This window comes from Pseudomonas sp. P4_C4 (genome assembly GCF_056402055.1).
On the sequence record NZ_JBFUID010000013.1, the window covers coordinates 79,834 to 102,027 of the forward strand.

General features: G+C 58.8%; 20 protein-coding genes. 11 read left to right on the plus strand and 9 right to left on the minus strand.

Going from position 1 to position 22,194, the window contains the following annotated elements; genetic code table 11:
• Positions 1–449 precede the first annotated feature (449 nt).
• The 5 genes from AC1DXW_RS09690 to dksA form a co-directional block, all read right to left on the minus strand.
• Positions 450–1,889 carry a sigma-54-dependent transcriptional regulator gene (locus tag AC1DXW_RS09690; protein WP_477759972.1) on the minus strand — a complete coding sequence of 480 codons (1,440 nt, stop codon included), beginning with the start codon at positions 1,887–1,889 and terminating at the stop codon, positions 450–452.
• A gap of 22 nt (positions 1,890–1,911) precedes the next feature.
• Positions 1,912–4,866: a sensor histidine kinase gene (locus AC1DXW_RS09695; RefSeq protein ID WP_007990065.1), complete on the minus strand. Its 2,955-nt coding sequence runs from the start codon at positions 4,864–4,866 to the stop codon at positions 1,912–1,914.
• Positions 4,850–5,026 (minus strand): hypothetical protein, encoded by a 177-nt coding sequence (locus AC1DXW_RS09700; RefSeq protein WP_003176118.1) that lies wholly within the window; start codon positions 5,024–5,026, stop codon positions 4,850–4,852. Before AC1DXW_RS09700 ends, AC1DXW_RS09695 begins: the two co-directional genes overlap by 17 nt.
• A 76-nt stretch (positions 5,027–5,102) precedes the next feature.
• Positions 5,103–5,993 (minus strand): tRNA glutamyl-Q(34) synthetase GluQRS, encoded by an 891-nt coding sequence (gluQRS, locus tag AC1DXW_RS09705; protein WP_477756165.1) that lies wholly within the window; start codon positions 5,991–5,993, stop codon positions 5,103–5,105.
• A 77-nt stretch (positions 5,994–6,070) separates the two neighbouring features.
• Complete coding sequence (dksA, locus tag AC1DXW_RS09710) at positions 6,071–6,511, minus strand: RNA polymerase-binding protein DksA (RefSeq protein ID WP_007971100.1); 441 nt, start codon at positions 6,509–6,511, stop codon at positions 6,071–6,073.
• Between the two features lie 334 nt (positions 6,512–6,845).
• On the opposite strand from dksA, the gene AC1DXW_RS09715 reads away from it, so the two are divergent.
• Both AC1DXW_RS09715 and sfsA read left to right on the plus strand, forming a co-directional pair.
• Positions 6,846–8,018 (plus strand): pyridoxal phosphate-dependent aminotransferase, encoded by a 1,173-nt coding sequence (locus AC1DXW_RS09715; protein ID WP_477756867.1) that lies wholly within the window; start codon positions 6,846–6,848, stop codon positions 8,016–8,018.
• Positions 8,018–8,731, plus strand: coding sequence for a DNA/RNA nuclease SfsA (gene sfsA / locus AC1DXW_RS09720; protein ID WP_477759973.1), 714 nt, complete (start codon positions 8,018–8,020; stop codon positions 8,729–8,731). The genes AC1DXW_RS09715 and sfsA overlap by 1 nt, the downstream gene beginning before the upstream one ends.
• On the opposite strand, the gene AC1DXW_RS09725 is transcribed toward sfsA, so the two are convergent.
• The 4 genes from AC1DXW_RS09725 to AC1DXW_RS09740 all read right to left on the minus strand — a co-directional run bounded on the left by AC1DXW_RS09725 (position 8,728) and on the right by AC1DXW_RS09740 (position 11,938).
• Complete coding sequence (locus AC1DXW_RS09725; protein WP_477757025.1) at positions 8,728–9,045, minus strand: Rieske (2Fe-2S) protein; 318 nt, start codon at positions 9,043–9,045, stop codon at positions 8,728–8,730. The genes sfsA and AC1DXW_RS09725 overlap by 4 nt on opposite strands.
• A 380-nt stretch (positions 9,046–9,425) precedes the next feature.
• A complete protein-coding gene (locus AC1DXW_RS09730; RefSeq protein WP_108216473.1) occupies positions 9,426–9,698 on the minus strand; it encodes a TfoX/Sxy family protein in 273 nt (90 codons plus the stop codon).
• A 247-nt stretch (positions 9,699–9,945) separates the two neighbouring features.
• Complete coding sequence (locus AC1DXW_RS09735; RefSeq protein ID WP_477756315.1) at positions 9,946–10,290, minus strand: pentapeptide repeat-containing protein; 345 nt, start codon at positions 10,288–10,290, stop codon at positions 9,946–9,948.
• 91 nt (positions 10,291–10,381) lie between these two features.
• The gene (locus AC1DXW_RS09740; protein WP_477756314.1) at positions 10,382–11,938 is read right to left on the minus strand and encodes a bifunctional aminoglycoside phosphotransferase/ATP-binding protein; all 1,557 of its coding nucleotides are present in this window, start codon (positions 11,936–11,938) and stop codon (positions 10,382–10,384) included.
• A gap of 116 nt (positions 11,939–12,054) precedes the next feature.
• Here AC1DXW_RS09740 and mrcB point away from each other — a divergent pair, with 116 nt between their 5' ends.
• The 9 genes from mrcB (at position 12,055) to msrQ (ending at position 21,917) form a co-directional block, all read left to right on the plus strand.
• Positions 12,055–14,373, plus strand: a complete 2,319-nt coding sequence (gene mrcB, locus AC1DXW_RS09745; RefSeq protein ID WP_477759974.1) for a penicillin-binding protein 1B — start codon at positions 12,055–12,057, stop codon at positions 14,371–14,373.
• Between the two features lie 16 nt (positions 14,374–14,389).
• Complete coding sequence (locus AC1DXW_RS09750) at positions 14,390–15,127, plus strand: tetratricopeptide repeat protein (protein ID WP_477756962.1); 738 nt, start codon at positions 14,390–14,392, stop codon at positions 15,125–15,127.
• Positions 15,127–15,462 carry a YqcC family protein gene (locus AC1DXW_RS09755; RefSeq protein ID WP_223454881.1) on the plus strand — a complete coding sequence of 112 codons (336 nt, stop codon included), beginning with the start codon at positions 15,127–15,129 and terminating at the stop codon, positions 15,460–15,462. The genes AC1DXW_RS09750 and AC1DXW_RS09755 overlap by 1 nt, the downstream gene beginning before the upstream one ends.
• A 483-nt stretch (positions 15,463–15,945) precedes the next feature.
• Positions 15,946–17,670 (plus strand): acetolactate synthase 3 large subunit, encoded by a 1,725-nt coding sequence (locus tag AC1DXW_RS09760; protein ID WP_477759975.1) that lies wholly within the window; start codon positions 15,946–15,948, stop codon positions 17,668–17,670.
• Positions 17,671–17,672: 2 nt separating this feature from the next.
• Entirely contained in the window at positions 17,673–18,164 is a 492-nt protein-coding gene (gene ilvN, locus AC1DXW_RS09765; RefSeq protein WP_003176102.1) for an acetolactate synthase small subunit, read from the plus strand.
• A 45-nt stretch (positions 18,165–18,209) separates the two neighbouring features.
• A complete protein-coding gene (ilvC, locus tag AC1DXW_RS09770) occupies positions 18,210–19,226 on the plus strand; it encodes a ketol-acid reductoisomerase (RefSeq protein WP_003228216.1) in 1,017 nt (338 codons plus the stop codon).
• Between the two features lie 144 nt (positions 19,227–19,370).
• On the plus strand, positions 19,371–20,225 hold the full coding sequence (pssA, locus tag AC1DXW_RS09775; RefSeq protein WP_007971084.1) for a CDP-diacylglycerol--serine O-phosphatidyltransferase: 855 nt from the start codon (positions 19,371–19,373) through the stop codon (positions 20,223–20,225).
• Between the two features lie 58 nt (positions 20,226–20,283).
• Positions 20,284–21,297: a protein-methionine-sulfoxide reductase catalytic subunit MsrP gene (msrP, locus tag AC1DXW_RS09780; RefSeq protein WP_477759976.1), complete on the plus strand. Its 1,014-nt coding sequence runs from the start codon at positions 20,284–20,286 to the stop codon at positions 21,295–21,297.
• Entirely contained in the window at positions 21,297–21,917 is a 621-nt protein-coding gene (gene msrQ / locus AC1DXW_RS09785) for a protein-methionine-sulfoxide reductase heme-binding subunit MsrQ (RefSeq protein WP_477756114.1), read from the plus strand. The genes msrP and msrQ overlap by 1 nt, the downstream gene beginning before the upstream one ends.
• The last annotated feature ends 277 nt before the right edge of the window (positions 21,918–22,194 follow it).

The following is a 22,194-nucleotide window of genomic DNA, read 5'->3' on the forward strand; positions in this document are numbered from 1 at the left end:
CCCAATCGGGAGTCAAGAGCAAACGGATTGCTTTGGTCGCTGAATTGCAGTGATCTTTCGATCCAACCAGTACAGGTTCTGTCTTAAGACAGTTTTTTGTTGTTCTCGGCCTGGTCGTGGGGCAAGCCCCAAATACAACGCCTCTCCAAAAGAATCAGTTAGCTACGCCTCTCGCCGTCTTGTTTTTATTGTGCGTGAGTCGATTCGTCTTATTTTTATTGTCTTGTGCATTGCTTGTTATTGTTCTTGTACCAAACATATAGCAGGGTGCGTGCCAACTTTTGCGAAACCCAATGAAACAAGGGGTTAGGCCGCTCGGCAGGCATTTCGAGGGCCAAAAAAAGCCGGGGCTTCGTTACCGTAAGCCCCGGCTTCTGTTACGTGAAAAAACTGAGGTAACAGTTTTTTCCACAAAGTCACGTGTTACCCGCACATGAGACAGGTGTGGTTCAGCTTTCGCTGGCCACCCCGGTCTTGCGCCGCGGGATGCCCAGGCGCTGACGGCGCTCCCACAGGCATTTGCGGCTGACCCCGAGTTTGCGGGCCAGCTCGGTTTCGGTCATGTGGTCCTGATGCTCGAGGACGAAATGCTGGAAGTAGTCTTCCAGGGAGAGGTCTTCGGTCGGCTCGTGGTTGCTGTTACTGGCATTGCCATTGCCCTGTTGTGGGGGCAGGCCAATGAATTCGTCGTCTTCCAGGTCGCCCAGCTCGATGTCGATGCCCAACAACTCGGCGGAAATTTCCGGGCTTTCGCACAGGATAACGGCACGCTCGACGGCGTTTTCCAGTTCGCGAACGTTGCCCGGCCAGGAGTAGTGACGAATGGCTTGCTCGGCATCCGCGGCGAACGTCAGGTCGGTGCGGTTGATTCGCGCACTTTGCCGCGCCAGGAAGGCGTTGGCGATTTCGTTGACGTCCGCACCGCGTTCGCGCAGGGCTGGCAGCTTCAGCGCGATAACGTGGAGGCGGTAATACAAGTCTTCGCGGAACTGGCCGATCTTCGCCAGGCTCTTGAGGTCGCGGTGAGTCGCGGCGATCAGGCGCACATCGACTTTTTGCGACTGCACCGAGCCAACACGACGAATTTCGCCTTCCTGCAATACGCGCAGCAGTCGTGCCTGGGCTTCCAGCGGCAGTTCACCGATTTCGTCGAGGAACAAGGTGCCGCCATCCGCCGCTTCCACCAGGCCGGCGCGTCCGGCGCTGGCGCCGGTGAATGCGCCTTTCTCGTGGCCGAACAGTTCGGATTCGATCAGGCTTTCCGGAATGGCTGCGCAGTTCACCGAAATCATCGGTGCCTTGGCGCGTTTTGAGAGGTTGTGAAGGGCGCGCGCCACCAGCTCTTTACCGGTGCCCGACTCGCCCTGGATCAGAACGTTGGAATCGGTTGGCGCGACTTTGCGGATCTTGCCATACAGGTCCTGCATCGGCGGGCACGAGCCGATAATGCCGATTTCACCGTTGCTGTTGTCGGTACCGGATTTCGCCGCACCGTTGGCGGCTTTGCCGGCAACTGCCTCACCACCGGCTTGTACCGTTTGTCGGTCACGCAGGATTCGTGCGGCGGCTTGCAGCATTTCGTCGTGGTCGAATGGCTTGGCAATGTAATCCACCGCACCCATTTTCATCGAGTCGACTGCCGAGCGCAGGCTGGCATAGCTGGTCATGATCAGCACCGGCGTGCCTTGGGCGAGCTTGATCAGCTCCGTGCCAGGCGCGCCCGGCAGACGCAGGTCACTGATGATCAGATCGAACGAGGGAATGGTGAAGCGTTCTTGTGCTTCCTGCACTGATCCGGCTTCGCTGACCTGGTACTGGTTACGTTCCAGCAGGCGGCGCAAGGCGGAGCGGATAATGGTTTCGTCTTCGACGATCAAAATGTGCGGCATTGATTCGATACTCTCGACGGTCTCAGTTCACAGCGGACGTCGCTTCGACATGACGCGGCAAGGTAACCCTGATTCGGGTGCCGCGTTGGCTTTGAACATCAGCCGGGCTGTCGATGGTGATTTGTCCATAATGCTCTTCAACGATGGAATAGACCAGTGCAAGGCCCAGACCGGTGCCTTCGCCAGGGTCCTTGGTGGTGAAGAAAGGTTCGAACAATCGGTCCATGATGCTCGACGGAATACCACTGCCTTCGTCTTCCACGATCAGATCGACCGTGTGTTCGCCAGCTTCGCTCTTGACCCGTACCGCACTGCCGGGAGGCGAGGCGTCACGGGCGTTTGAAAGCAGGTTGATCAATACCTGGGCCAGCCGTTGCGGGTCGCCTTCGACCCAGTGTTCGGGGTCGCACAGGTTGTAGAACTGCACTTCGAAATTGCGTCGGTTCAGGGCCAGCAGGCCGATGGCATCCTGAGCCACTTCGGCCAGACAGACGGGCTCGTCGCTGTGCTGATGGCTGCCGGCATGGGCAAAGCTCATCAGCGACTGGACGATGCGCGACACGCGTTTGGTCTGCTCGAGGATCTGGCCGCTGATTTCCTTCAGCTCGCCGTCTTCTTCACGTTCTTCGCGCAGGTTCTGCGCCAGGCACGCGATACCGGTGATCGGGTTGCCGATCTCATGGGCCACGCCGGCCGCCAGTCGACCGATGCTGGCCAGACGCTCGGAATGCACCAGTTTGTCCTCGAGCATCTGGGTTTCGGTCAAGTCTTCCACCAGCAACACCAGGCCACTGTTGCCCGGCGCGAGGGGTTCGTCGATCGCCGCTTTGTGCAGGTTCAACCAGCGGGTCTGGCCGTCGAGGGCCAGGTGCTGTTTGTGCAAGTGTTCGTCCGGCAGATTGATGAAGCCTTGCAGCAGTTCTTTCCATGGATCGGCAATGGTGCTCAGTCGCGAACCGACCACGCGCTGCGCAGCGATGCCGGTGAGTTCCTCCATGGCCTTGTTCCACATGAGAATTTCCTGATCCTTGGCCAGCGAGCAAACGCCCATCGGCAATTCCTGCAAGGTCTGGCGGTGATAGCGGCGCAGGGCATCGAGTTCGGCGGCCAGGCCGGTCAGGCGCGAGTGGTAATCCTCGAGGCGACTTTCGATGAAGTGAATGTCTTCGGTGACGTAGTTTTCGCCGCCGGCCTTGTAGGGCAGGAAGGTTTCGACCATGTCCTGGGCCACACTCGGGCCCATCAGGCCGGAGAGGTTGGCCTCGATGCGGTCACGCAAGCGGCGCAGGGCATAGGGTCGGCGTTCGTCGAAAGGCAGATAGAGGTCGCGCAGTGCCTGTTCCACTTCTTTCTGCGCCGCCTTTGCACCCAGTGGCTTGGCCAGTTGCGTGGCGAACTCCTGAGGCGAGGCGGCGTGCAGTTCCCGACGCTGCGGGCGGCGCACGTTATCCACGGCGCAGGCTTCGGCAGCGCTGGCTTCTTCGGTGCTGGCGTTGGTGAACAACGAGATCAGGGTGAACATCAGCACGTTGGCCGCCAGCGAGGCAATCGCCGCCATGTGCCAGCTGGTGTCGTCCAGCACGTAGATCATGTTCAGCAGCGGAATGTAGAAGCCCTGCAGATTGCCGACCAGTGGCAACAACATGGTCACCAGCCACACAAGGATCCCCGCCAGCAAGCCGGCGATGAAGCCGCGACGGTTGGCGGTCGGCCAATACAGGACCGAGAGCACGCCCGGCAGGAACTGCAACGTGGCGACGAAAGCGACAATGCCGAGGTTGGCCAGGTCCTGCTCGGCACCGAGCATCAGGTAGAAGCCGTAGCCGGCCATGATGATCGCGACGATCAGCGCCCGGCGGGTCCACTTCAGCCAGCGGTAGATGTTGCCTTCGGCCGGTGGTTGATACAGCGGCAGCACCAGGTGGTTCAAGGCCATCCCGGACAGCGCCAGCGTGGTGACGATGATCAGGCCACTGGCGGCGGACAACCCGCCGACATACGCCAGCAACGCCAAAGCCTTGCTGTTGGCGGCGATGCCGATGCCCAGGGTGAAGTATTCCGGGTTGGTGGTGGCGCCGAGCTTCAGTCCGGCCCAGAGAATCAGCGGCACCGCCAGGCTCATCAGCAGCAGGAACAGCGGCAGGCCCCAGCTCGCACTGACCAGCGAGCGCGGGTTGAGGTTTTCGGTAAAGGTCATGTGATACATGTGCGGCATCACGATCGCCGAGGCGAAGAACACCAGCAGTAGCGTACGCCACGGGCCTTCCTGCAAAGGCGTGTGCAGGGCAGCGAGCGCGGTCTGGTTTTGCAGCAACCACAACTCAAGCTGTTGCGGGCCGTCGAACACACCGTAAAGCGCATACAGCCCGACACCGCCAAGGGCGATCAGCTTGATCACCGATTCGAAGGCAATCGCGAACACCAGGCCTTCATGTTTTTCGCGGGTGGCGATGTGGCGGGAGCCGAAGAAAATCGTGAACAGCGTAATCAATGCACAGAAGCTCAGGGCCACGCGATGCTGAACCGGCTCGCGGGTGAGGATACCGATGGAGTCGGCGACCGCCTGAATCTGCAAGGCCAGCAGCGGTAATACGCCGACCAGCATGAAAATCGTGGTCAGCGCACCAGCCCAGGTGCTGCGGAAGCGGAAGGCAAACAGGTCCGCCAACGACGAAAGCTGATAAGTACGGGTGATCTTCAGGATCGGGTAGAGCAACACCGGCGCCAGCAGAAATGCTCCGGAAACCCCCAGGTAGCTGGACAAAAATCCGTAGCCGTACTGATAGGCCAGGCCCACGGTGCCGTAAAACGCCCAGGCACTGGCGTAGACGCCCAGTGATAGGGTGTAGGTCAGCGGGTGGCGAATGATCGCCCGGGGAATCATGCCCCGTTCACTGATCCAGGCCACACCGAACAGCACCGCCAGGTACGCGGCACTGATCAGGATCATCTGGGTCAGGCTAAAGCTCATCGGCATCTTTTTGGCTCTGCAGGATGAAAGTCACGACGATCAGAATCAGCCAGAGCAGATACGGGCGATACCAGGCGCCAGTGGCGTCGATCCACCAATCCATGATGGCTGGGGAAAACAGGTAAATCCCCACTACCAAAAGCAGGACCAAGCGATAGATGTACATCCCGGCCTCTCTTTTTATGCGCGTGCCCGAAAACGTGCGGCGATGGTAACGGATGGGCGCGCCACTGCAAGTGCGATCACAACAGCTGTGCCTCGGGCAGGCTCAGTGTGCGCGGGATCAACGAGGCATCCCAGTGGGCAATGCCCCAGTTCAGCACTTCCCGTGGCGTGGCATCAGTCAGTTCGGTTCCCGGGTTCTGTCCCAGCGCGCGCAGCGCCCGCAGCAACAGGGGCGTTGCCTGATCCTCGGTCAACGGCGGCGAGCGGTAGGACTTACCAAGTTTATTGCCATCAGGTTGAGTAATCAGCGGGATATGCAGATAACGCGGCTGCGGCAGACCGAGCAACTCTTGCAGGTAGAGCTGACGGGGCGTGGAGTCCAGCAGGTCGGCACCTCGAACGATATCGGTGATGCCCTGCCAGGCATCGTCCAGGACCACGGCCAATTGATAGGCGTAGAGGCCGTCGCGGCGGCGGATCACAAAATCGCCGACTTCCCGGCCCAGATGCTGGCGGTATTCGCCTTGCACCCGGTCGATGAAGTGGTACTCCAGCTCCGGAACACGCAGGCGGATGGCGGCATCGTCGATGCCATGGCCGGCATTGCGGCACAGCCCCGGATAAATCCCGTGGTACGGCGCCAGCTGTTTGCGCGAGCAGGTGCAGGCGTAGGCCAGGCCGTGATTGAACAGGCGATTGAGCACCTCGGCATAGGCATCGTGCCGCTCGCTTTGGCGAACCAGGTCGCCATCCCACTCGAAGCCATAGCTTTCCAGCGCCTTGAGAATGGCCGCCTGGGCGCCGGGTTCTTCACGGGGCGGATCAAGGTCTTCCATGCGCATCAGCCAGCGTCCGCCCACTGAGCGCGCGTCAAGGTAGGAGGCCAGTGCGGCGACCAGCGAACCGAAGTGCAGATGGCCACTAGGGGTGGGAGCGAAGCGCCCGATGTAGGGGATGTTGGCGGTCATGGATGCATTTAAAGCCAAAAAAACATCAGAAACAAAAACGGAGCGTTCGCACGCTCCGTTCTTCGTTCAAGTCGCAATTATTTGCCGACTTGCTTTTCCTTGATTTCCGCCAGGGTCTTGCAGTCGATGCACAGGTCGGCGGTAGGACGCGCTTCGAGGCGCTTGACGCCGATCTCGATGCCGCAGGATTCACACCAGCCGTACTCTTCGTCTTCGATCAACTGAAGTGTCTTGTCGATCTTCTTGATCAACTTGCGTTCGCGATCGCGGGCACGCAGTTCGAGGGCGAATTCCTCTTCCTGGCTGGCACGGTCTGCCGGGTCAGGAAAGTTGGCCGCTTCGTCCTTCATGTGGTCCACGGTCTTGTCGACACCTTCCATCAGCTCTTTCTTCCACTGATTCAGGACCTTGGTGAAGTGCTTGCGCATGGGTTCGCCCATGTACTCTTCGCCGGCTTTCTGAACATAGGGCTCGAAGCCGCTGATCGCCTGGTTTTGCTGCTTTGCTTGGGTGGACATGAAATAGACCGCCTCTACTCTTGTAATCCATCTGCGCAGGATTGCTCCATCACCGGCACCTGCTCGGCCCTGCGGCTGCAAGCGGGCGAACTTACCAGATCAACTCGGGCCGCGCTACTCCCGGATGTCGAGCTCGCGGCACAGGGTGCTTGCAAATGATGACAAACCGTTGTCTGGTGGCTCTGGAACCCTGCTCAATTATTGATTTTAGTCAATCCTTGCGCGCGCGCTCGAGTCGTTTGTGATCGGGGTTACAAGGCCTCTGACCGCTTTAGGTTCTCGCTCGTTCCTGCGCTTGGGTAGAATCGGTTTTTTCTCCGTTGAAGGAAGGCCAATGGCTCAGCCCTACAGTGCCCGCAGTCGCGCAATCGAACCTTTCCATGTCATGGCGTTGTTGGCGCGGGCCAATGAATTGCAGGCGGCCGGCCACGATGTGATCCACCTGGAAATCGGCGAGCCGGACTTCACCACCGCCGAACCGATCATCCAGGCTGGCCAGGCTGCGCTGACAGCGGGGAAAACCCGTTACACCGCCGCGCGCGGCATTCCGGAGCTGCGTGAGGCCATTTCGGGCTTTTATCAGCAGCGTTATGGTTTGAACATCGACCCGCGGCGCATCCTCATCACGCCTGGCGGGTCCGGCGCGTTGCTGCTGGCCAGCGCTTTGCTGGTCGACCCCGGTAAACACTGGCTGCTGGCGGACCCGGGCTACCCGTGTAACCGGCATTTCCTGCGGCTGGTCGAAGGCGCGGCACAACTGGTACCGGTCGGTCCGGATGTGCGTTATCAATTGACGCCTGGCCTGATCGAGCGTCATTGGGACCACGACAGCGTCGGCGCATTGGTGGCATCGCCAGCCAATCCGACCGGCACGATCCTGACCCGCGACGAGCTGGCGAAGTTGTCTGTTGCGATCAAGGAGCGCCACGGTCATCTGGTGGTCGACGAGATTTATCACGGCCTGACCTACGGCACCGATGCGGCCAGCGTGCTGGAAGTCGACGACAGTGCATTCGTTCTGAACAGTTTTTCGAAGTACTTCGGGATGACCGGTTGGCGGCTCGGATGGCTGGTGGCCCCCGACGCGGCCGTCGGTGAGCTGGAAAAGCTCGCCCAGAATCTCTACATCAGTGCACCCAGCATGGCGCAGTACGCTGCACTGGCCTGTTTCGAACCGGCAACCATCAGCATTCTCGAAGAGCGTCGCGCCGAATTTGGCCGGCGTCGGGATTACCTGCTGCCGGCCTTGCGTGAATTGGGCTTCGGCATTGCGGTGGAGCCGGAAGGAGCTTTCTACTTGTACGCCGATATCAGCAAGTTCGGCGGCGATGCCTTCGCGTTCTGTAAACACTTTCTCGAAACCGAGCATGTGGCATTCACCCCGGGGCTGGATTTCGGGCGTTATCAGGCCGGGCATCATGTGCGGTTCGCCTATACGCAAAACATCGAGCGTTTGCAGGAGGCGGTCGAGCGCATTGCCCGTGGGTTGCGGAGCTGGCAAGGCTGATGCGATTTCATCCTCCCCTCGAAGAAGGCCGCCTGATTCGTCGTTACAAGCGTTTTCTCGCCGATATCGAAACCGTTGATGGCGAATTGCTGACCATTCACTGCCCGAACACTGGCTCGATGCTCAATTGTCAGGTCGAAGGCGGGCAGGTCTGGTTCAGTCGCTCAAACGACCCGAAACGCAAGTTGCCCGGCACCTGGGAAGTCGGTGAAACCCCGCAAGGGCGGCTGTTTTGCGTGAACACCGCCCGGGCCAATGGTTTGATCGAAGAGGCGCTGCGAGCGGGCGTCATCACCGAACTGAACGGTTTTACCGGGCTCAAGCGCGAAGTGGCCTATGGTCAGGAAAACAGTCGTATCGATTTCCGCCTCGATTACCCAGAAGGGTCTGCCTACGTCGAAGTCAAAAGCGTGACCCTGGGCTTCGACGGTACGGCGGTGGCAGCGTTTCCCGATGCGGTCACCCAGCGTGGCGCCAAGCATCTGCGGGAGCTGGCGCATTTGGCCAGGGACGGTATTCGCGCGGTGCAGTTGTACTGTGTTTGCCTGACCGACATCGAGGCCGTGCGCCCGGCGCAGGAAATCGATGCGGCTTATGCTCAGGCCTTGCGTGAGGCTATCGCCTGCGGGGTCGAGGTATTGGCTTACGGTGTGCGGTTGAGCCACGAAGAAATGTTGGTCGACCGGCGTCTGGACGTGTTACCGGGTGGTTAAAGGCTGATCCAGATCCCCTGTTCATCCTCGCGGCAGGCCACGCTGGTCAAGGTTTGCCCCGCGCAAGGGCCGGCGACGCATTCGCCGTCTTCGATCAGGAACAGTGCGCCATGGGTGGCGCACTGGATCAGGCTGTTGCTGGGGTCGAGAAACTGGTCGGGATGCCACTCAAGGGCAACGCCCCGGTGCGGGCAGCGATTGATGTAGACATAAACCTGCCCGCTACGGCGCACCGCAAAAAACTTTTGGCCATTGATGTCGAACCCGCGGCTGCTGTCATTGACCAGCTCGGCACCTGCGCAAAGCAACTTCATGTCTATCCTCGGTCCCGCGGCTCGTGACCGGATATGTCCGAGCTTGAGGGGTGAATGCTATCAAATGGCTGCCTCGCCCGTGGAATCCTTTGAAGGAAGCTGCGCCAGACCCTGTCAGTACTTTTCCACAGGCAAAAAAAGACCCGGCAAGAGCCGGGTCAAATAACCGTGATTAGCCTGATGAGGAGATAATCCGAGAGTCCGAACCAAGGTCTTTTCAGAATATCGACCAGTCTCGCGACTGGTTGTGATAATCATATCGATTCTCATTACCAAGTCAACCGCTGTTTTTTGATTTCTTTGCGATTTTCCGGATTTGCGTCTGCAGGCCCCGTAATCATTGGGTTTCAGGTTGCAAGGCTTCAGAAGTATTTGTCGGATCAAATCTTGTGGCGTGTAGAGATGGCTTCCAGTTGTTTGTTCAGCGCTTCCTTGCGCTCGGCAGGAATGTCGTTCCAGTGAACGTCCATCAGGGCGCCTTCAATTGCGTACAACAACACCTTGGACGCCCGAAAACCGCGCGTGCGCACGGCCCGATAAGCATCCACCGCCCCGAGGCGACGCAAGTCCGACGCGCTATGGATGCCCACGGCATGCAGCCATTGCGCTGACGTCTTGCCAAGATTCTTCAGGTGTTGCAGTTCATCATTCATCAAGCCTCCTTGCGATGGCCGAATGGAGAGCGTGGGCAATCTTCTGAGGAGTGTAGCCATCAGTAGGAAACGCGTGATTGTTTGCTCGTTTTCGACGCAAATGCTTCTAAGAAACGAGTATTGGCAGAGCGTGAAAAATCCGCGAACGCAGTAGGAAGAGGTGGGGAGGAATCAGGAATTACGGGCGAGTATCCCTCCACAGTCCAGCGCAATCAGGGGCGCTGGACGTGTCAGTCAGCGACGTTGGTCAGCGGGTGCGATAACGCAATCGCGTGCCGAAGTTCATCGACATCAGGATTTCGTCGGCGCTGAGTTCCACCGGAAAGTAGGCGCCGGAGATTTGCGCGTGGGCCAGGCTCGCGCCTTCCAGGTTCGCTTTACTGAAATCAATGCCGCGCAAGTCGGCGGAACGGAAGTAGGCGTTGCTGAAATCCACACCGTCGGCATTCAGCTCGCGCAGGTCCAGCCCCCGGAAGTCTCCACCCGCCATGTCGATGGGACCATCCTTGGGGCGTTCACTGTTGAAGCCTCTGATGTCGTCTTTGTGCAGAAGGGCGTAAAGCGGTGTGTCGAGAAATTTCGGCTGGCTCATGTCGCATCACCTGTTGGTTTTATGACGCCAGTATAGTGCCACTATTTGGCGGCCGTGAAGCCAGCGGAGACTTCACGGCTGAAAAACTTCCTTACAGGCCCGGAAGGCGCTGACGAATTTGCGCGACAACGGTATCGAGCGTCCCGCTTTCATTAGTCTGGACGCGCTTGCTGCAGAGGATTTCTGCGGGTGTCAGCGCTTCACGGCTGGCTTGCTGGGCTGCGATAACAGCCAGGGTGGCGTCGGACGGGTCTTTCTTGTCTGCCTGGCGCACGGCCAGCCAGCTTTCGATCACGGCCTGTGGCGCATTGCAGTCGAGGATCAGGAAGGGTGTGCCCGTGGCCTCGGCCACCATTGCGGCACTGTCACGCTGATCACGCTTGAGGTAAGTGGCATCGACCACCACCGGGAAGCCCGCACGCAGGATGACGTCGGCGATTTCGTGCAGGCGGGTATAGGTCGCCGCGCTGGCGTCGGCGCTATAGATGCCGGCCTGCACATCATTCTCGACGGTTTGCTCGCCGAACAGACGCTTGCGCTCGACATCGGAGCGCAGGCGAATCGCGCCCAGGGCTTCGACCAGGCGCATGGCGACATGGCTCTTGCCGACGGCGGAAACGCCGCTGGTAATGGCCATGAAACGCGAAGGAATGGTGCTGTAGCTTTCCGCCAGGTTGGCGTAGTTGCGGTACTGGCGCAGGGTCGTGGCGCGCTGCACCGCAGTGGCTTCGGCCGGCATGCTGAACAGGGCAACCTTGGCGCGAACCAGTGCGCGGTAGGCTTTGTAGAAGTTCAGCAGTTCGAGGCCGCGATAGTCACCGGTCAGCTCCAGGTACTGGCTGATGAGGCGACGCGCCAGGCACTTCAGGCCACGATCTTCCAGGTCCATCGCCAGGAAGCCGGTGTCGGCATAAACGTCGGTAAAGCGAAACGGTTCGTTGAATTCGATGCAGTCGAAGATCACGACCTTGCCGTCGATCACGGTTGCGTTACCCAAGTGGATATCACCGTGGCATTCACGAATGAAGCCTTCGGCCTTGCGCTGGGCGAATAGCGGTTTGAGGCGTTCGAAGCTGCTTTCGGCCCAGGCTTGCAGGGCGTCGAGTTGCAGCAGGTCGGCTTTGTCGCTGAGGAACGGACGGATCTGTTCGAAGTTCTGTTGCACCGGCGCCATGACGCTGTCCGGGGTGCCGGCTTCGTGCCCGGCTGGCACTTTCGGTGCGCTGAGGTGGAAGCGGGCGATTTGCCCGGCCATCTCGTCGATGTGCGCGGTGGTCAGTTCGCCATTGGCTTGAAGGGTGCTGAGCAAGCCGGTTTGCGGGAACTGGCGCATCTTCAGTACATATTCGATGGCCGGGCCTTCACCACCCAGTTGCGGAGCCTCGGCACTGCCGGTGACGGGCAGCACTTCGAGGTACAAATCGTCGGTGAGGCGCTGGTTCAGACGCAGTTCTTCAGTGCAAAAGTGTTCGCGAGCCTCAAGGCTGGTGAAGTCGAGAAAGCCGAAATTGACCGGCTTCTTCACTTTATAGGCATAGGGGCCGGTGAGCAGTACCCAGGAAATATGGGTCTCGATGACCTGGAATCCCTCTACAGGATGCGGGTAGAGGGCAGGGTTTTGCAGGGCAGCGATCAGGGACTGGCTCACAGGCGATCCTTCAGAGACTGGGAAATTCAAGGCCGTCATTATGGCCGCAAGTCCGCTCGACGCAAACCTCGGAGCGCTCCTGTTGAGGATGAATAAAGTGCGTATAATCCGCCGCCATGACTCGTACTCGAACTCCCCGAACCCCAAAAAAACCACCCTCCAGGGGCCTGCGCCCGTGGCTGGGCTGGGCCATTAAACTCAGTCTGGTCGCCCTGGTAGTGCTGGCCGGATTCGCCGTTTACCTTGATGCAATCGTCCAGGAGAAGTTCTCCGGCAAGCGCTGGACCATCCCGGCCAAGGTTTACGCGCGCCCGCTCGAGCTGTTCGTCGGACAAAAGCTGAGCAGGGATGATTTTCTGACTGAACTCGATGCCCTGGGCTATCGCCGTGAAAGCGTGGCCAATGGTCCGGGGGCGGCGTCGGTCAACGGCAATACCGTCGATCTGAATACCCGTGGCTTCCAGTTCTATGAAGGCATGGAACAAGCGCAACCGGTGCGGGTGCGTTTTTCCGGCGATTACGTGGCCGAGTTGGCGGGGGCAAAAGGCTCGAAACTGTCGGTGGTGCGCCTGGAGCCGCTGCTGATCGGCGGCCTGTACCCGAAAAACCTCGAAGACCGGATTCTGATCAAGATCGATCAGGTGCCGCCGTATTTGCTTGAAACGCTGGTGGCGGTCGAGGACCGCGATTTTTATCATCACTTTGGTGTTTCGCCGAAGTCGATCGCCCGTGCCGTCTGGGTCAACGGTTCGTCCGGCCGCATGCGTCAGGGCGGCAGTACCCTGACTCAGCAGTTGGTCAAAAACTTCTACCTGACCAACGAGCGCAGCCTGAACCGCAAACTCACCGAAGCGATGATGGCGCTGCTGCTTGAACTGCATTACGACAAGCGCGAAATCCTTGAGGCTTACCTCAACGAAGTGTTTATCGGGCAGGACGGTCAGCGCGCGGTGCATGGTTTCGGTCTCGCCAGCCAGTTCTTCTTCAGTCAGCCGCTGGCCGAGCTCAAGTTGCATCAGGTCGCACTGCTGGTGGGCATGGTCAAGGGACCTTCTGCCTATAACCCCCGTCGTTATCCGGAGCGTGCCCTTGAGCGGCGCAACCTGGTACTCGATGTGCTGCAGGAGCAGGGCGTTGCGACTGCCGAGCAGGTTGAGGCGGCGAAGAAAATGCCGCTGGGCGTGACTAAGCGCGGCAGTCTGGCGGACAGCTCGTTCCCCGGCTTCCTCGATCTGGTCAAGCGTCAGTTGCGCGAAGACTATCGCGACGAAGACTTGACCGAAGAAGGTCTGCGGATCTTCACCAGTTTCGACCCGATCCTGCAGATGAAGGCTGAAGCCTCGGTCAACGACACCTTCAAGCGTCTGGCGGGGCGCAAGGGTTCCGATGACGTCGAAGCGGCAATGGTCGTGACCAACCCGGAGACGGGTGAAGTGCAGGCCATGATCGGCAGTCGCCAGGCCAGTTTTGCCGGGTTCAACCGGGCGCTGGATGCGGTACGGCCGATCGGCTCGCTGATCAAGCCGGCGGTTTATCTGACTGCACTGGAGAAACCAAGCCAGTACACATTGACCAGTTGGCTGTCGGACGAATCCTTCTCGGTCAAAGGCGCGGATGGTCAGGTCTGGAAACCGCAGAACTATGATCGTCGTTCTCACGGTACGGTCTTCCTCTATCAAGGCCTGGCGCACTCCTACAACCTGTCGACCGCGCGTCTTGGTTTGGCGGTCGGTGTGCCGAACGTATTGAAGACGGTGGAGCGCCTGGGGGTGTCTCGTGAGTTCCCGGCCTTCCCGTCGATGTTGCTCGGCGCTGGCGGTATGACGCCGATCGAAGTGGCGACCATGTACCAGACCCTCGCCAACGGCGGCTTCAATACGCCGATGCGCGGGATCCGAAGCGTGCTGACTGCCGAGGGCGAGCCGCTCAAGCGTTATCCGTTCCAGATTCAGCAGCGTTTCGATCCTGCTTCCATTTACCTGATCCAGAGCGCCATGCAGCGGGTGATGCGTGAAGGTACCGGCAGTTCGGTCTATAACGTGCTGCCAAGGACCCTGACCCTGGCGGGTAAGACCGGTACCAGTAACGACTCGCGGGACAGTTGGTTTGCCGGTTTCAGCCAGGACTTGCTGGCGGTGGTCTGGCTGGGTCGCGACGACAACGGCAAGACGCCATTCACCGGCGCCACCGGGGCTCTGCAGGTCTGGACCAGCTTCATGCGCAAGGCCGACCCGTTGCCGCTGGATATGCCGCAGCCGGATAATATTGTTCAGGCCTGGGTTGATTCGCGAACCGGGCAAGGTTCTGACGCCGGTTGCCCAGGTGCCGTACAGATGCCGTATATTCGCGGCAGCGAACCGCCTCCCGGCGCCGCTTGCGGTGGTGAAAACCCTGCCGAGTCGGTAATGGATTGGGTCAAGGGCTGGATGAATTAAGCAAAGAGGGTTTCAAGTGAACAAGTGGTTGATTCCAGCGGTTGCCGCCGTAGCTTTGCTCAGCGGTTGTTCTAGCGTACAACGTGGCTCGATTCCGGTTGTGGATTCCGGCACCGTCGTGTCCAACAGTGAGCGGATCTCGGCCAATGGCGGCTTCCGCCAGACGACTGTCAAGCGCCCTGCACAAGGCCAGTCGCGGACCCAGGCGATTGCGCAAGGCGACAGCGGTGTAGTGGTGATGGTGCCAGGCGCTGCAACGACTTCGACGCCGATCAGCACGACACCGATTACCCCGGGTCCGATCACGCCAGGGCCGATTGACACGCCGCCGGTCCAGTCGGCGCCGATCAATCAGGGCAGCTACAGCATGCCGTCGTCGCCAAGCGGGATTCCGTCGGCCAGTGCGGGCGGACTTTCTGCTGACGAGCAACTGGACGGTCCGGTGTTGGCCTTGCTGACCACCGCTCAACAGCAACAGACGAGCGGTGATCTCAACGGTGCTTCCTCCAGTCTCGAACGCGCCCAACGCGTTGCACCGCGTGAGCCGCAGGTGCTTTACCGTCTGGCGCAGGTGCGCATGGCTCAAGGCGATGCGGCCCAGGCCGAGCAGTTCGCTCGCCGTGGGCTGACCTTTGCCAATGGTCGGCCAGAGCTTCAGGCCAACTTGTGGGAGCTGATTGCCCAGGCGCGTGAAAAGCAGAGTGATTCCCAGGGCGCGGCACTGGCTCGTCAAAAGGCCAAGGTAACGCTGTGATGGACGCGCGCTTTCTGAAAATCGCCGATCAACTGTTGTTGATCGAGCGCGAGTTGCGGGTGCAAGGGTGGTGGGATGAAGTCTCGCCCTCTGCTGAAGCGCTTGCCAGTGTCGAGCCGTTTTCGGTCGATACACTGGATTTCGAGCAATGGCTGCAGTGGATCTTCCTGCCGCGCATGAAGATGATCCTTGAGCAGGATTTGCCGCTACCCAATGCTTCGGGCATTCAGGAAATGGCTGAAATGGTTTTTGCCGGACGCAATGTCCAGGGCAAGGATCGGCAGTTGCAGGTATTGCTCAAACAGTTTGATCAGTTGATCACAGCGTCTCGCTGAGCCAGAAGCTGCCAGCGTCCGCAGGCAGTTGTTCACAATCTCTCTCTGTTTTGTCGCCTGCTGCTAGTTAAGTGCATTCGCCTGCCAATTTTTTGCCAAAAGTTGCGCAATCGAAGCTAACACACGGCTGGTTTACGGGTTTTTTCTTGCGTTCTCATGTGCTTAGTAGAATAAAGCACGTAGACGACTTGACTTGCGAAGGACGAAACAGAAGAATCCAAAGTCCGCTGTACAGGGACTGCCAGAAGCAGACCCTCTCAGCAGATCATGAGGCGCCTATCCGCGTCGACCTGTTACACCCGCAACGCGTTACCTCGCGCTGGGTGGGAAAGGCCCGCAACACTTGGGACGATCCCAATACTTGCTCAGTCAGTGCTGACGTAGTCGGCGACCACCGTCGCTCATGCTCTGCCGAGAAGTAAACCTATTAAGACCCGTCCCATTTTTCGTGGGCGGTATTCTGGCGTTTTAGAGGTGAGCAACGTGGAGCTTTTATCTGGCGGTGAGATGCTCGTCCGCTTTTTGCGCGACGAAGGCGTCAAATATATCTACGGGTACCCGGGTGGTGCTCTTCTTCATGTTTACGATGCCCTGTTCAAAGAACCGGAAGTGACCCACATCCTGGTTCGTCACGAGCAAGCGGCTACCCATATGGCTGACGGCTACGCCCGTGCCACCGGTAAAGCCGGTGTGGTACTGGTGACTTCCGGTCCTGGCGCAACAAACGCCATCACCGGTATCGCCACCGCCTACATGGACTCCATTCCGATGGTGATCATTTCCGGCCAGGTGCCTAGCACCATGGTCGGCACCGATGCGTTCCAGGAAACCGACATGATCGGTATCTCCCGGCCGATCGTGAAGCACAGCTTCATGATCAAGCACGCGTCGGAAATCCCGGAAGTCATGAAGAAGGCGTTCTACCTGGCGCAATCCGGCCGTCCTGGCCCGGTCGTTGTCGATATCCCGAAAGACATGACCAACCCGGCCGAGAAGTTCGAATACGTCTTCCCGAAAAAAGCCAAGCTGCGTTCCTACAGCCCGGCTGTTCGCGGTCACTCCGGTCAAATCCGCAAGGCGGCAGAAATGCTCCTGGCGGCCAAGCGCCCTGTGTTGTACTCGGGCGGCGGCGTGATCCTCGGCGGTGGTTCCGCACCACTGACCGAACTGGCGAAGATGCTCAACCTGCCAGTGACCAATACCCTGATGGGCCTTGGTGGCTTCCCTGGCACCGACCGTCAGTTCATCGGCATGCTTGGCATGCACGGCAGCTACACCGCCAACCTGGCGATGCACCATGCTGACGTGATCCTCGCTGTCGGCGCGCGTTTCGACGACCGTGTCATCAACGGTGCCTCGAAGTTCTGCCCGAATGCCAAGATCATTCACATCGACATCGACCCGGCTTCGATCTCCAAGACCATCAAGGCCGATGTGCCTATCGTGGGTCCGGTCGAGAGTGTCCTGACCGAAATGGTCGCGATCCTCAAGGAAATCGGCGAGACCCCGAACAAGGAGTCCGTTGCCAGCTGGTGGAAGCAGGTTGACGAGTGGCGTGGTGATCGCGGCCTGTTCCCTTATGACAAGGGCGACGGTAGCGTCATCAAGCCGCAAACCGTGATCGAAACCCTGTGCGAAGTGACCAAGGGCGACGCCTTTGTGACCTCCGACGTGGGCCAGCACCAGATGTTTGCTGCGCAGTACTACAAGTTCAACAAACCGAACCGCTGGATCAACTCCGGTGGCCTGGGCACCATGGGCTTCGGTTTTCCGGCGGCCATGGGCATTCAGTTGAGCTACCCGGATGCCGACGTTGCCTGTGTAACGGGCGAAGGCAGTATCCAGATGAACATCCAGGAACTGTCCACCTGTCTGCAATACGGTTTGCCGGTAAAAATCGTCATTCTGAACAACGGCGTTCTGGGTATGGTTCGTCAGTGGCAGGACATGAGCTATGGCAGCCGTCACTCGCACTCCTACATGGAGTCGTTGCCTGACTTCGTCAAGCTGGCAGAAGCCTATGGTCACGTTGGCGTGCGCATCACTGAATCGAAAGATTTGAAGTCGAAGATGGAAGAAGCGTTCGCCATGAAAGATCGCCTGGTGGTGATCGATATTTCGGTCGATACCAGTGAGCACGTCTACCCGATGCAGATCAAAGACGGCTCCATGCGCGATATGTGGCTGAGCAAGACGGAGCGTACCTAATCATGCGGCACATTATTTCCTTGCTTCTGGAAAACGAACCCGGTGCTCTGTCTCGTGTGGTTGGCCTGTTCTCGCAGCGCAACTACAACATCGAAAGCCTGACCGTGGCCCCGACCGAAGACCCGACCCTGTCGCGTCTGACGCTGACCACGGTTGGTCACGATGAAGTCATCGAGCAGATCACCAAGAACCTGAACAAGCTGATCGAAGTGGTAAAACTGGTCGACCTGTCGGAGAGTGCTCACATCGAGCGCGAACTGATGCTGGTCAAGGTCAAGGCCACCGGCGCCCAGCGTGCCGAGATCAAGCGCACTACCGACATTTACCGTGGACAGATCGTCGATGTCAGCGCCAGCGTGTATACCGTTCAACTGACCGGTACCAGCGACAAGCTCGACAGCTTCATTCAGTCCATTGGCACCGCCTCGATTCTGGAAACCGTCCGTAGTGGCGTGACCGGCATTGCCCGCGGCGACAAAGTACTCAGCATCTAAACCAAATTAGCGAACGGCCTGAACGGCCTGATATAGGGGAAATTCATGAAAGTTTTCTACGATAAAGACTGCGACCTGTCGATCATCCAGGGCAAGAAAGTTGCCATCATCGGTTACGGTTCCCAGGGCCACGCTCAAGCGTGCAACCTGAAAGATTCCGGCGTTGACGTGACTGTCGGCCTGCGTAAAGGTTCGGCTACCGTTGCCAAGGCTGAAGCCCACGGCCTGAAAGTGACCGACGTTGCTTCTGCCGTTGCAGCTGCCGACCTGGTCATGATCCTGACCCCGGACGAATTCCAGTCCTCCCTGTACAAGAACGAAATCGAGCCGAACATCAAGAAAGGCGCCACCCTGGCCTTCTCCCACGGCTTCGCGATCCACTACAACCAGGTTGTGCCGCGCGCTGACCTCGACGTGATCATGATCGCGCCGAAGGCTCCAGGCCATACCGTACGTTCCGAGTTCGTGAAGGGCGGCGGTATCCCTGACCTGATCGCTATCTACCAGGACGCCTCGGGCAACGCCAAGAACGTCGCTCTGTCCTACGCTGCCGGCGTTGGCGGCGGTCGTACCGGCATCATCGAAACCACCTTCAAGGACGAGACCGAAACCGACCTGTTCGGCGAACAAGCCGTTCTGTGCGGCGGTACCGTTGAGCTGGTCAAGGCCGGTTTCGAAACTCTGGTTGAAGCTGGCTACGCGCCGGAAATGGCCTACTTCGAGTGCCTGCACGAACTGAAGCTGATCGTTGACCTCATGTACGAAGGCGGTATCGCCAACATGAACTACTCGATCTCCAACAACGCCGAATACGGCGAGTACGTGACCGGTCCGGAAGTGATCAACGCCGAATCCCGTCAGGCCATGCGCAACGCCCTGAAACGTATTCAGGACGGCGAATACGCCAAGATGTTCATCAGCGAAGGTGCTACCGGCTATCCTTCGATGACCGCCAAGCGTCGTAACAACGCCGCTCACGGTATCGAAATCATCGGCGAGCAACTGCGCTCCATGATGCCGTGGATCGGTGCCAACAAGATCGTCGACAAAGCTAAAAACTAAGTCACGCCCTTGTACGAAAAACGCGGCTTAGGCCGCGTTTTTTCGTTTGGGGGGCCGGTTCTGGTATAAAGCTGCATCGTTTGCGGCCGAACCGTCGTCCCAGACACCTGTCCAGACTTTCCACCCCGTTGCAAGGTAATGTCCATGAGCGAACGCCCCGAAGAGCCAAACCAGGCTTCTGACGCCGAAAGCCTGCTGCCCATCGATGAACATGTCGAGGAAGGGCATGACGCTGAAGGTCGTAAAGTCCGGCATCGTGGTATCTATCTTCTGCCGAATCTGTTCACCACTGCGAACCTGTTCGCAGGGTTCTATTCCATCATCAACTCGATGAGCGCCCAGGCGGCTTTGAGTGCCGGTGACTCGGCCAATGCGAGCAAGTATTTTGCGTTTGCAGCCATCGCGATCTTCGTTGCCATGGTGCTCGACGGTCTTGATGGTCGCGTGGCCCGCATGACCAATACCCAGAGCGCCTTTGGTGCCGAGTACGACTCGCTGTCGGACATGGTTGCCTTTGGTGTGGCGCCGGCATTGCTGGCCTTCGGTTGGGCCTTGGGTGACATGGGCAAGGTTGGCTGGATGGTCGCCTTCATCTATGTGGCGGGCGCGGCATTGCGTCTCGCGCGTTTCAACACTCAAGTCGGTACGGCGGACAAGCGCTACTTCATCGGCCTGGCCAGCCCTGCTGCGGCGGGTGTGGTTGCAGGCATCGTCTGGGCGTTCAGCGATTACGGTATCCAGGGGTCGAAGATGTCCTTCCTGGTTGCGCTGATGGTTGCTGCGGCCGGCATGCTGATGGTCAGCAACATCAAGTACAACAGCTTCAAGGAACTGGATTTGAAAGGCCGTGTGCCGTTCGTGGCGATCCTCGCGGTAGTGCTGGTGTTCGCGGTTGTTTTCAGTGATCCGCCGCGCATCCTGCTGTTGGTGTTTCTCGCCTATGCAGCCTCCGGCCCGGTTCAATACCTGTTACGTCTTCGCCGTAACAAGAGCGCGTAATTTCCCTCATACTCCGCAGTCTATGGGTGCATCTGTCCTCCAAAGCTGCGGAGTAACCATGCTGATCAAAGTCCCCAGAACGTCCGACTGCCATGAGTCGGACGTCACGCCTGAATCCCTCTATCTATCTCGACGCAAAGTGCTCGGCGCCACGGTTGCCGGCTTCGCTCTGGGCGGCCTGCCGCAATGGGCCAGCGCTGGCGATGCTGTGCGTTATCCGGATGTCGAGCCCGGCAAGGCGCCTGCCTGGTTCAGCGAAAAACTTCCGACCACCCGGTGGGGCGCGGTCAGCGTCAAGGATGAGGCGATCACGCCGTTCAAGGATGCGACCCACTACAACAACTTCTACGAGTTCGGCACCGACAAAGGTGATCCGGCCGCGAATGCCGGCACGCTGAAGGCGGAGCCGTGGTCGGTGGTGGTGGACGGGGAGGTGGGCAAGCCTGGGCGGTATGCGCTGGAGGACTTCATGAAACCGTATCAGCTGGAGGAGCGAGTCTACCGGCTGCGTTGCGTGGAAGCCTGGTCGATGGTCATTCCCTGGATCGGTTTTCCGCTCTCGGCCTTGCTCAAGGAGGTCGAGCCGACCTCGAAAGCCAGATTCATCCGCTTCGAAACCCTGCAGGATCCCAAAAGCATGCCGGGTCAGCGCTCCGGTTTTGCCTTGATCGACTGGCCCTATATAGAAGGGCTGCGTCTGGATGAGGCGATGAACCCATTGGCGATTCTTGCGGTGGGTATGTATGGGCGTGAGTTGCCGAATCAAAACGGCGCGCCGTTGCGGTTGGTGGTGCCTTGGAAATATGGCTTCAAGAGCATCAAGTCCATCGTGCGCATCAGTCTGGTCAGCGAGCAGCCGAAAACCACCTGGCAGAGCATTGCTGCGAATGAATATGGCTTTTATGCGAACGTGAATCCCACGGTTGATCATCCTCGCTGGACTCAGGCGCGTGAACGCCGCCTGCCCAGTGGTTTGTTCAAGCCCAATGTGCGCGACACACAAATGTTCAACGGCTACTCAGAGGAAGTCGCCTCTCTATATACGGGGCTCGACCTGAGGAAGAACTACTGATGCGCTATCCGTTTTGGCGTGTCGGTGTCTTTGTCGTGGTGCTGGTGTGGCCGCTGCTGTGGTTGTACCAGGCCTGGGAGGATGTCCTCGGGCCGGATCCGGGCAAGGTACTGGTTGATCGACTGGGTTTGGGGGCGCTTGTTCTGCTGCTTGTAACCTTAAGCATGATGCCTTTGCAGAAGCTCACCGGTTGGGCGGGGTGGAATGCCGTGCGGCGACAGTTGGGATTGTGGTGCTTTGCCTATGTGCTGCTCCACCTCAGTAGTTATTGCGCATTCATACTTGGTTTTGACTGGTCGCAGCTGGGTGTCGAGTTGCGCAAGCGGCCTTACATTATTGTCGGTGCGCTGGGCTTTCTTGGTTTGCTGGCATTGGCGGTGACTTCCAATCGATACAGTCAGCGGCGATTGGGTGTTCACTGGAAGAAGTTGCATCGCCTGGCTTATGTAATTCTCGGGCTTGGATTACTGCATATGCTCTGGATTGTGCGTGCCGACCTGAAGGAGTGGGTGATCTATGCATCTATAGGTGCATTGCTGTTAGTGCTGCGGCTACCGCCTTTGGCTCGTCGAATCCCGCGTTTAATGGCTAAAAAGGGCTCTTCTGCCAAAAAGGCGTAAATAGTGGTTGACGGCAGATTACAGGTGTCTATAATTCGCCCCACTTCCGGCGCAGTCGAAACGGAAACTCCTTGGTAAACAATGAGTTATGCAGTTTTCGGCAGCAGGTTGCTTCAGGTCATCGAAGCCAAAAGGGAGTTGAAAAAGAGGTGTTGACAGCAGCGTGTAACGCTGTAGAATTCGCCTCCCGCTGATGAGAGATCTGAAGCGCAAGTGGTTGAAGTTGAAAAGGAAACTTGGAAAACTTCTGAAAAATACCACTTGACAGCAAGTGAGG

Excerpts from the sequence above, each read along its gene's own strand:
- AC1DXW_RS09690 (WP_477759972.1), bottom strand. The coding sequence starts at position 1,889 with ATGCCGCACATTTTGATCGTCGAAGACGAAACCATTATCCGCTCCGCC.
- AC1DXW_RS09695 (WP_007990065.1), bottom strand. The coding sequence starts at position 4,866 with ATGCCGATGAGCTTTAGCCTGACCCAGATGATCCTGATCAGTGCCGCG.
- AC1DXW_RS09700 (WP_003176118.1), bottom strand. The coding sequence starts at position 5,026 with ATGTACATCTATCGCTTGGTCCTGCTTTTGGTAGTGGGGATTTACCTG.
- gluQRS (WP_477756165.1), bottom strand. The coding sequence starts at position 5,993 with ATGACCGCCAACATCCCCTACATCGGGCGCTTCGCTCCCACCCCTAGT.
- dksA (WP_007971100.1), bottom strand. The coding sequence starts at position 6,511 with ATGTCCACCCAAGCAAAGCAGCAAAACCAGGCGATCAGCGGCTTCGAG.
- AC1DXW_RS09715 (WP_477756867.1), top strand. The coding sequence starts at position 6,846 with ATGGCTCAGCCCTACAGTGCCCGCAGTCGCGCAATCGAACCTTTCCAT.
- sfsA (WP_477759973.1), top strand. The coding sequence starts at position 8,018 with ATGCGATTTCATCCTCCCCTCGAAGAAGGCCGCCTGATTCGTCGTTAC.
- AC1DXW_RS09725 (WP_477757025.1), bottom strand. The coding sequence starts at position 9,045 with ATGAAGTTGCTTTGCGCAGGTGCCGAGCTGGTCAATGACAGCAGCCGC.
- AC1DXW_RS09730 (WP_108216473.1), bottom strand. The coding sequence starts at position 9,698 with ATGAATGATGAACTGCAACACCTGAAGAATCTTGGCAAGACGTCAGCG.
- AC1DXW_RS09735 (WP_477756315.1), bottom strand. The coding sequence starts at position 10,290 with ATGAGCCAGCCGAAATTTCTCGACACACCGCTTTACGCCCTTCTGCAC.
- mrcB (WP_477759974.1), top strand. The coding sequence starts at position 12,055 with ATGACTCGTACTCGAACTCCCCGAACCCCAAAAAAACCACCCTCCAGG.
- AC1DXW_RS09755 (WP_223454881.1), top strand. The coding sequence starts at position 15,127 with ATGGACGCGCGCTTTCTGAAAATCGCCGATCAACTGTTGTTGATCGAG.
- ilvN (WP_003176102.1), top strand. The coding sequence starts at position 17,673 with ATGCGGCACATTATTTCCTTGCTTCTGGAAAACGAACCCGGTGCTCTG.
- ilvC (WP_003228216.1), top strand. The coding sequence starts at position 18,210 with ATGAAAGTTTTCTACGATAAAGACTGCGACCTGTCGATCATCCAGGGC.
- pssA (WP_007971084.1), top strand. The coding sequence starts at position 19,371 with ATGAGCGAACGCCCCGAAGAGCCAAACCAGGCTTCTGACGCCGAAAGC.
- msrP (WP_477759976.1), top strand. The coding sequence starts at position 20,284 with ATGCTGATCAAAGTCCCCAGAACGTCCGACTGCCATGAGTCGGACGTC.
- msrQ (WP_477756114.1), top strand. The coding sequence starts at position 21,297 with ATGCGCTATCCGTTTTGGCGTGTCGGTGTCTTTGTCGTGGTGCTGGTG.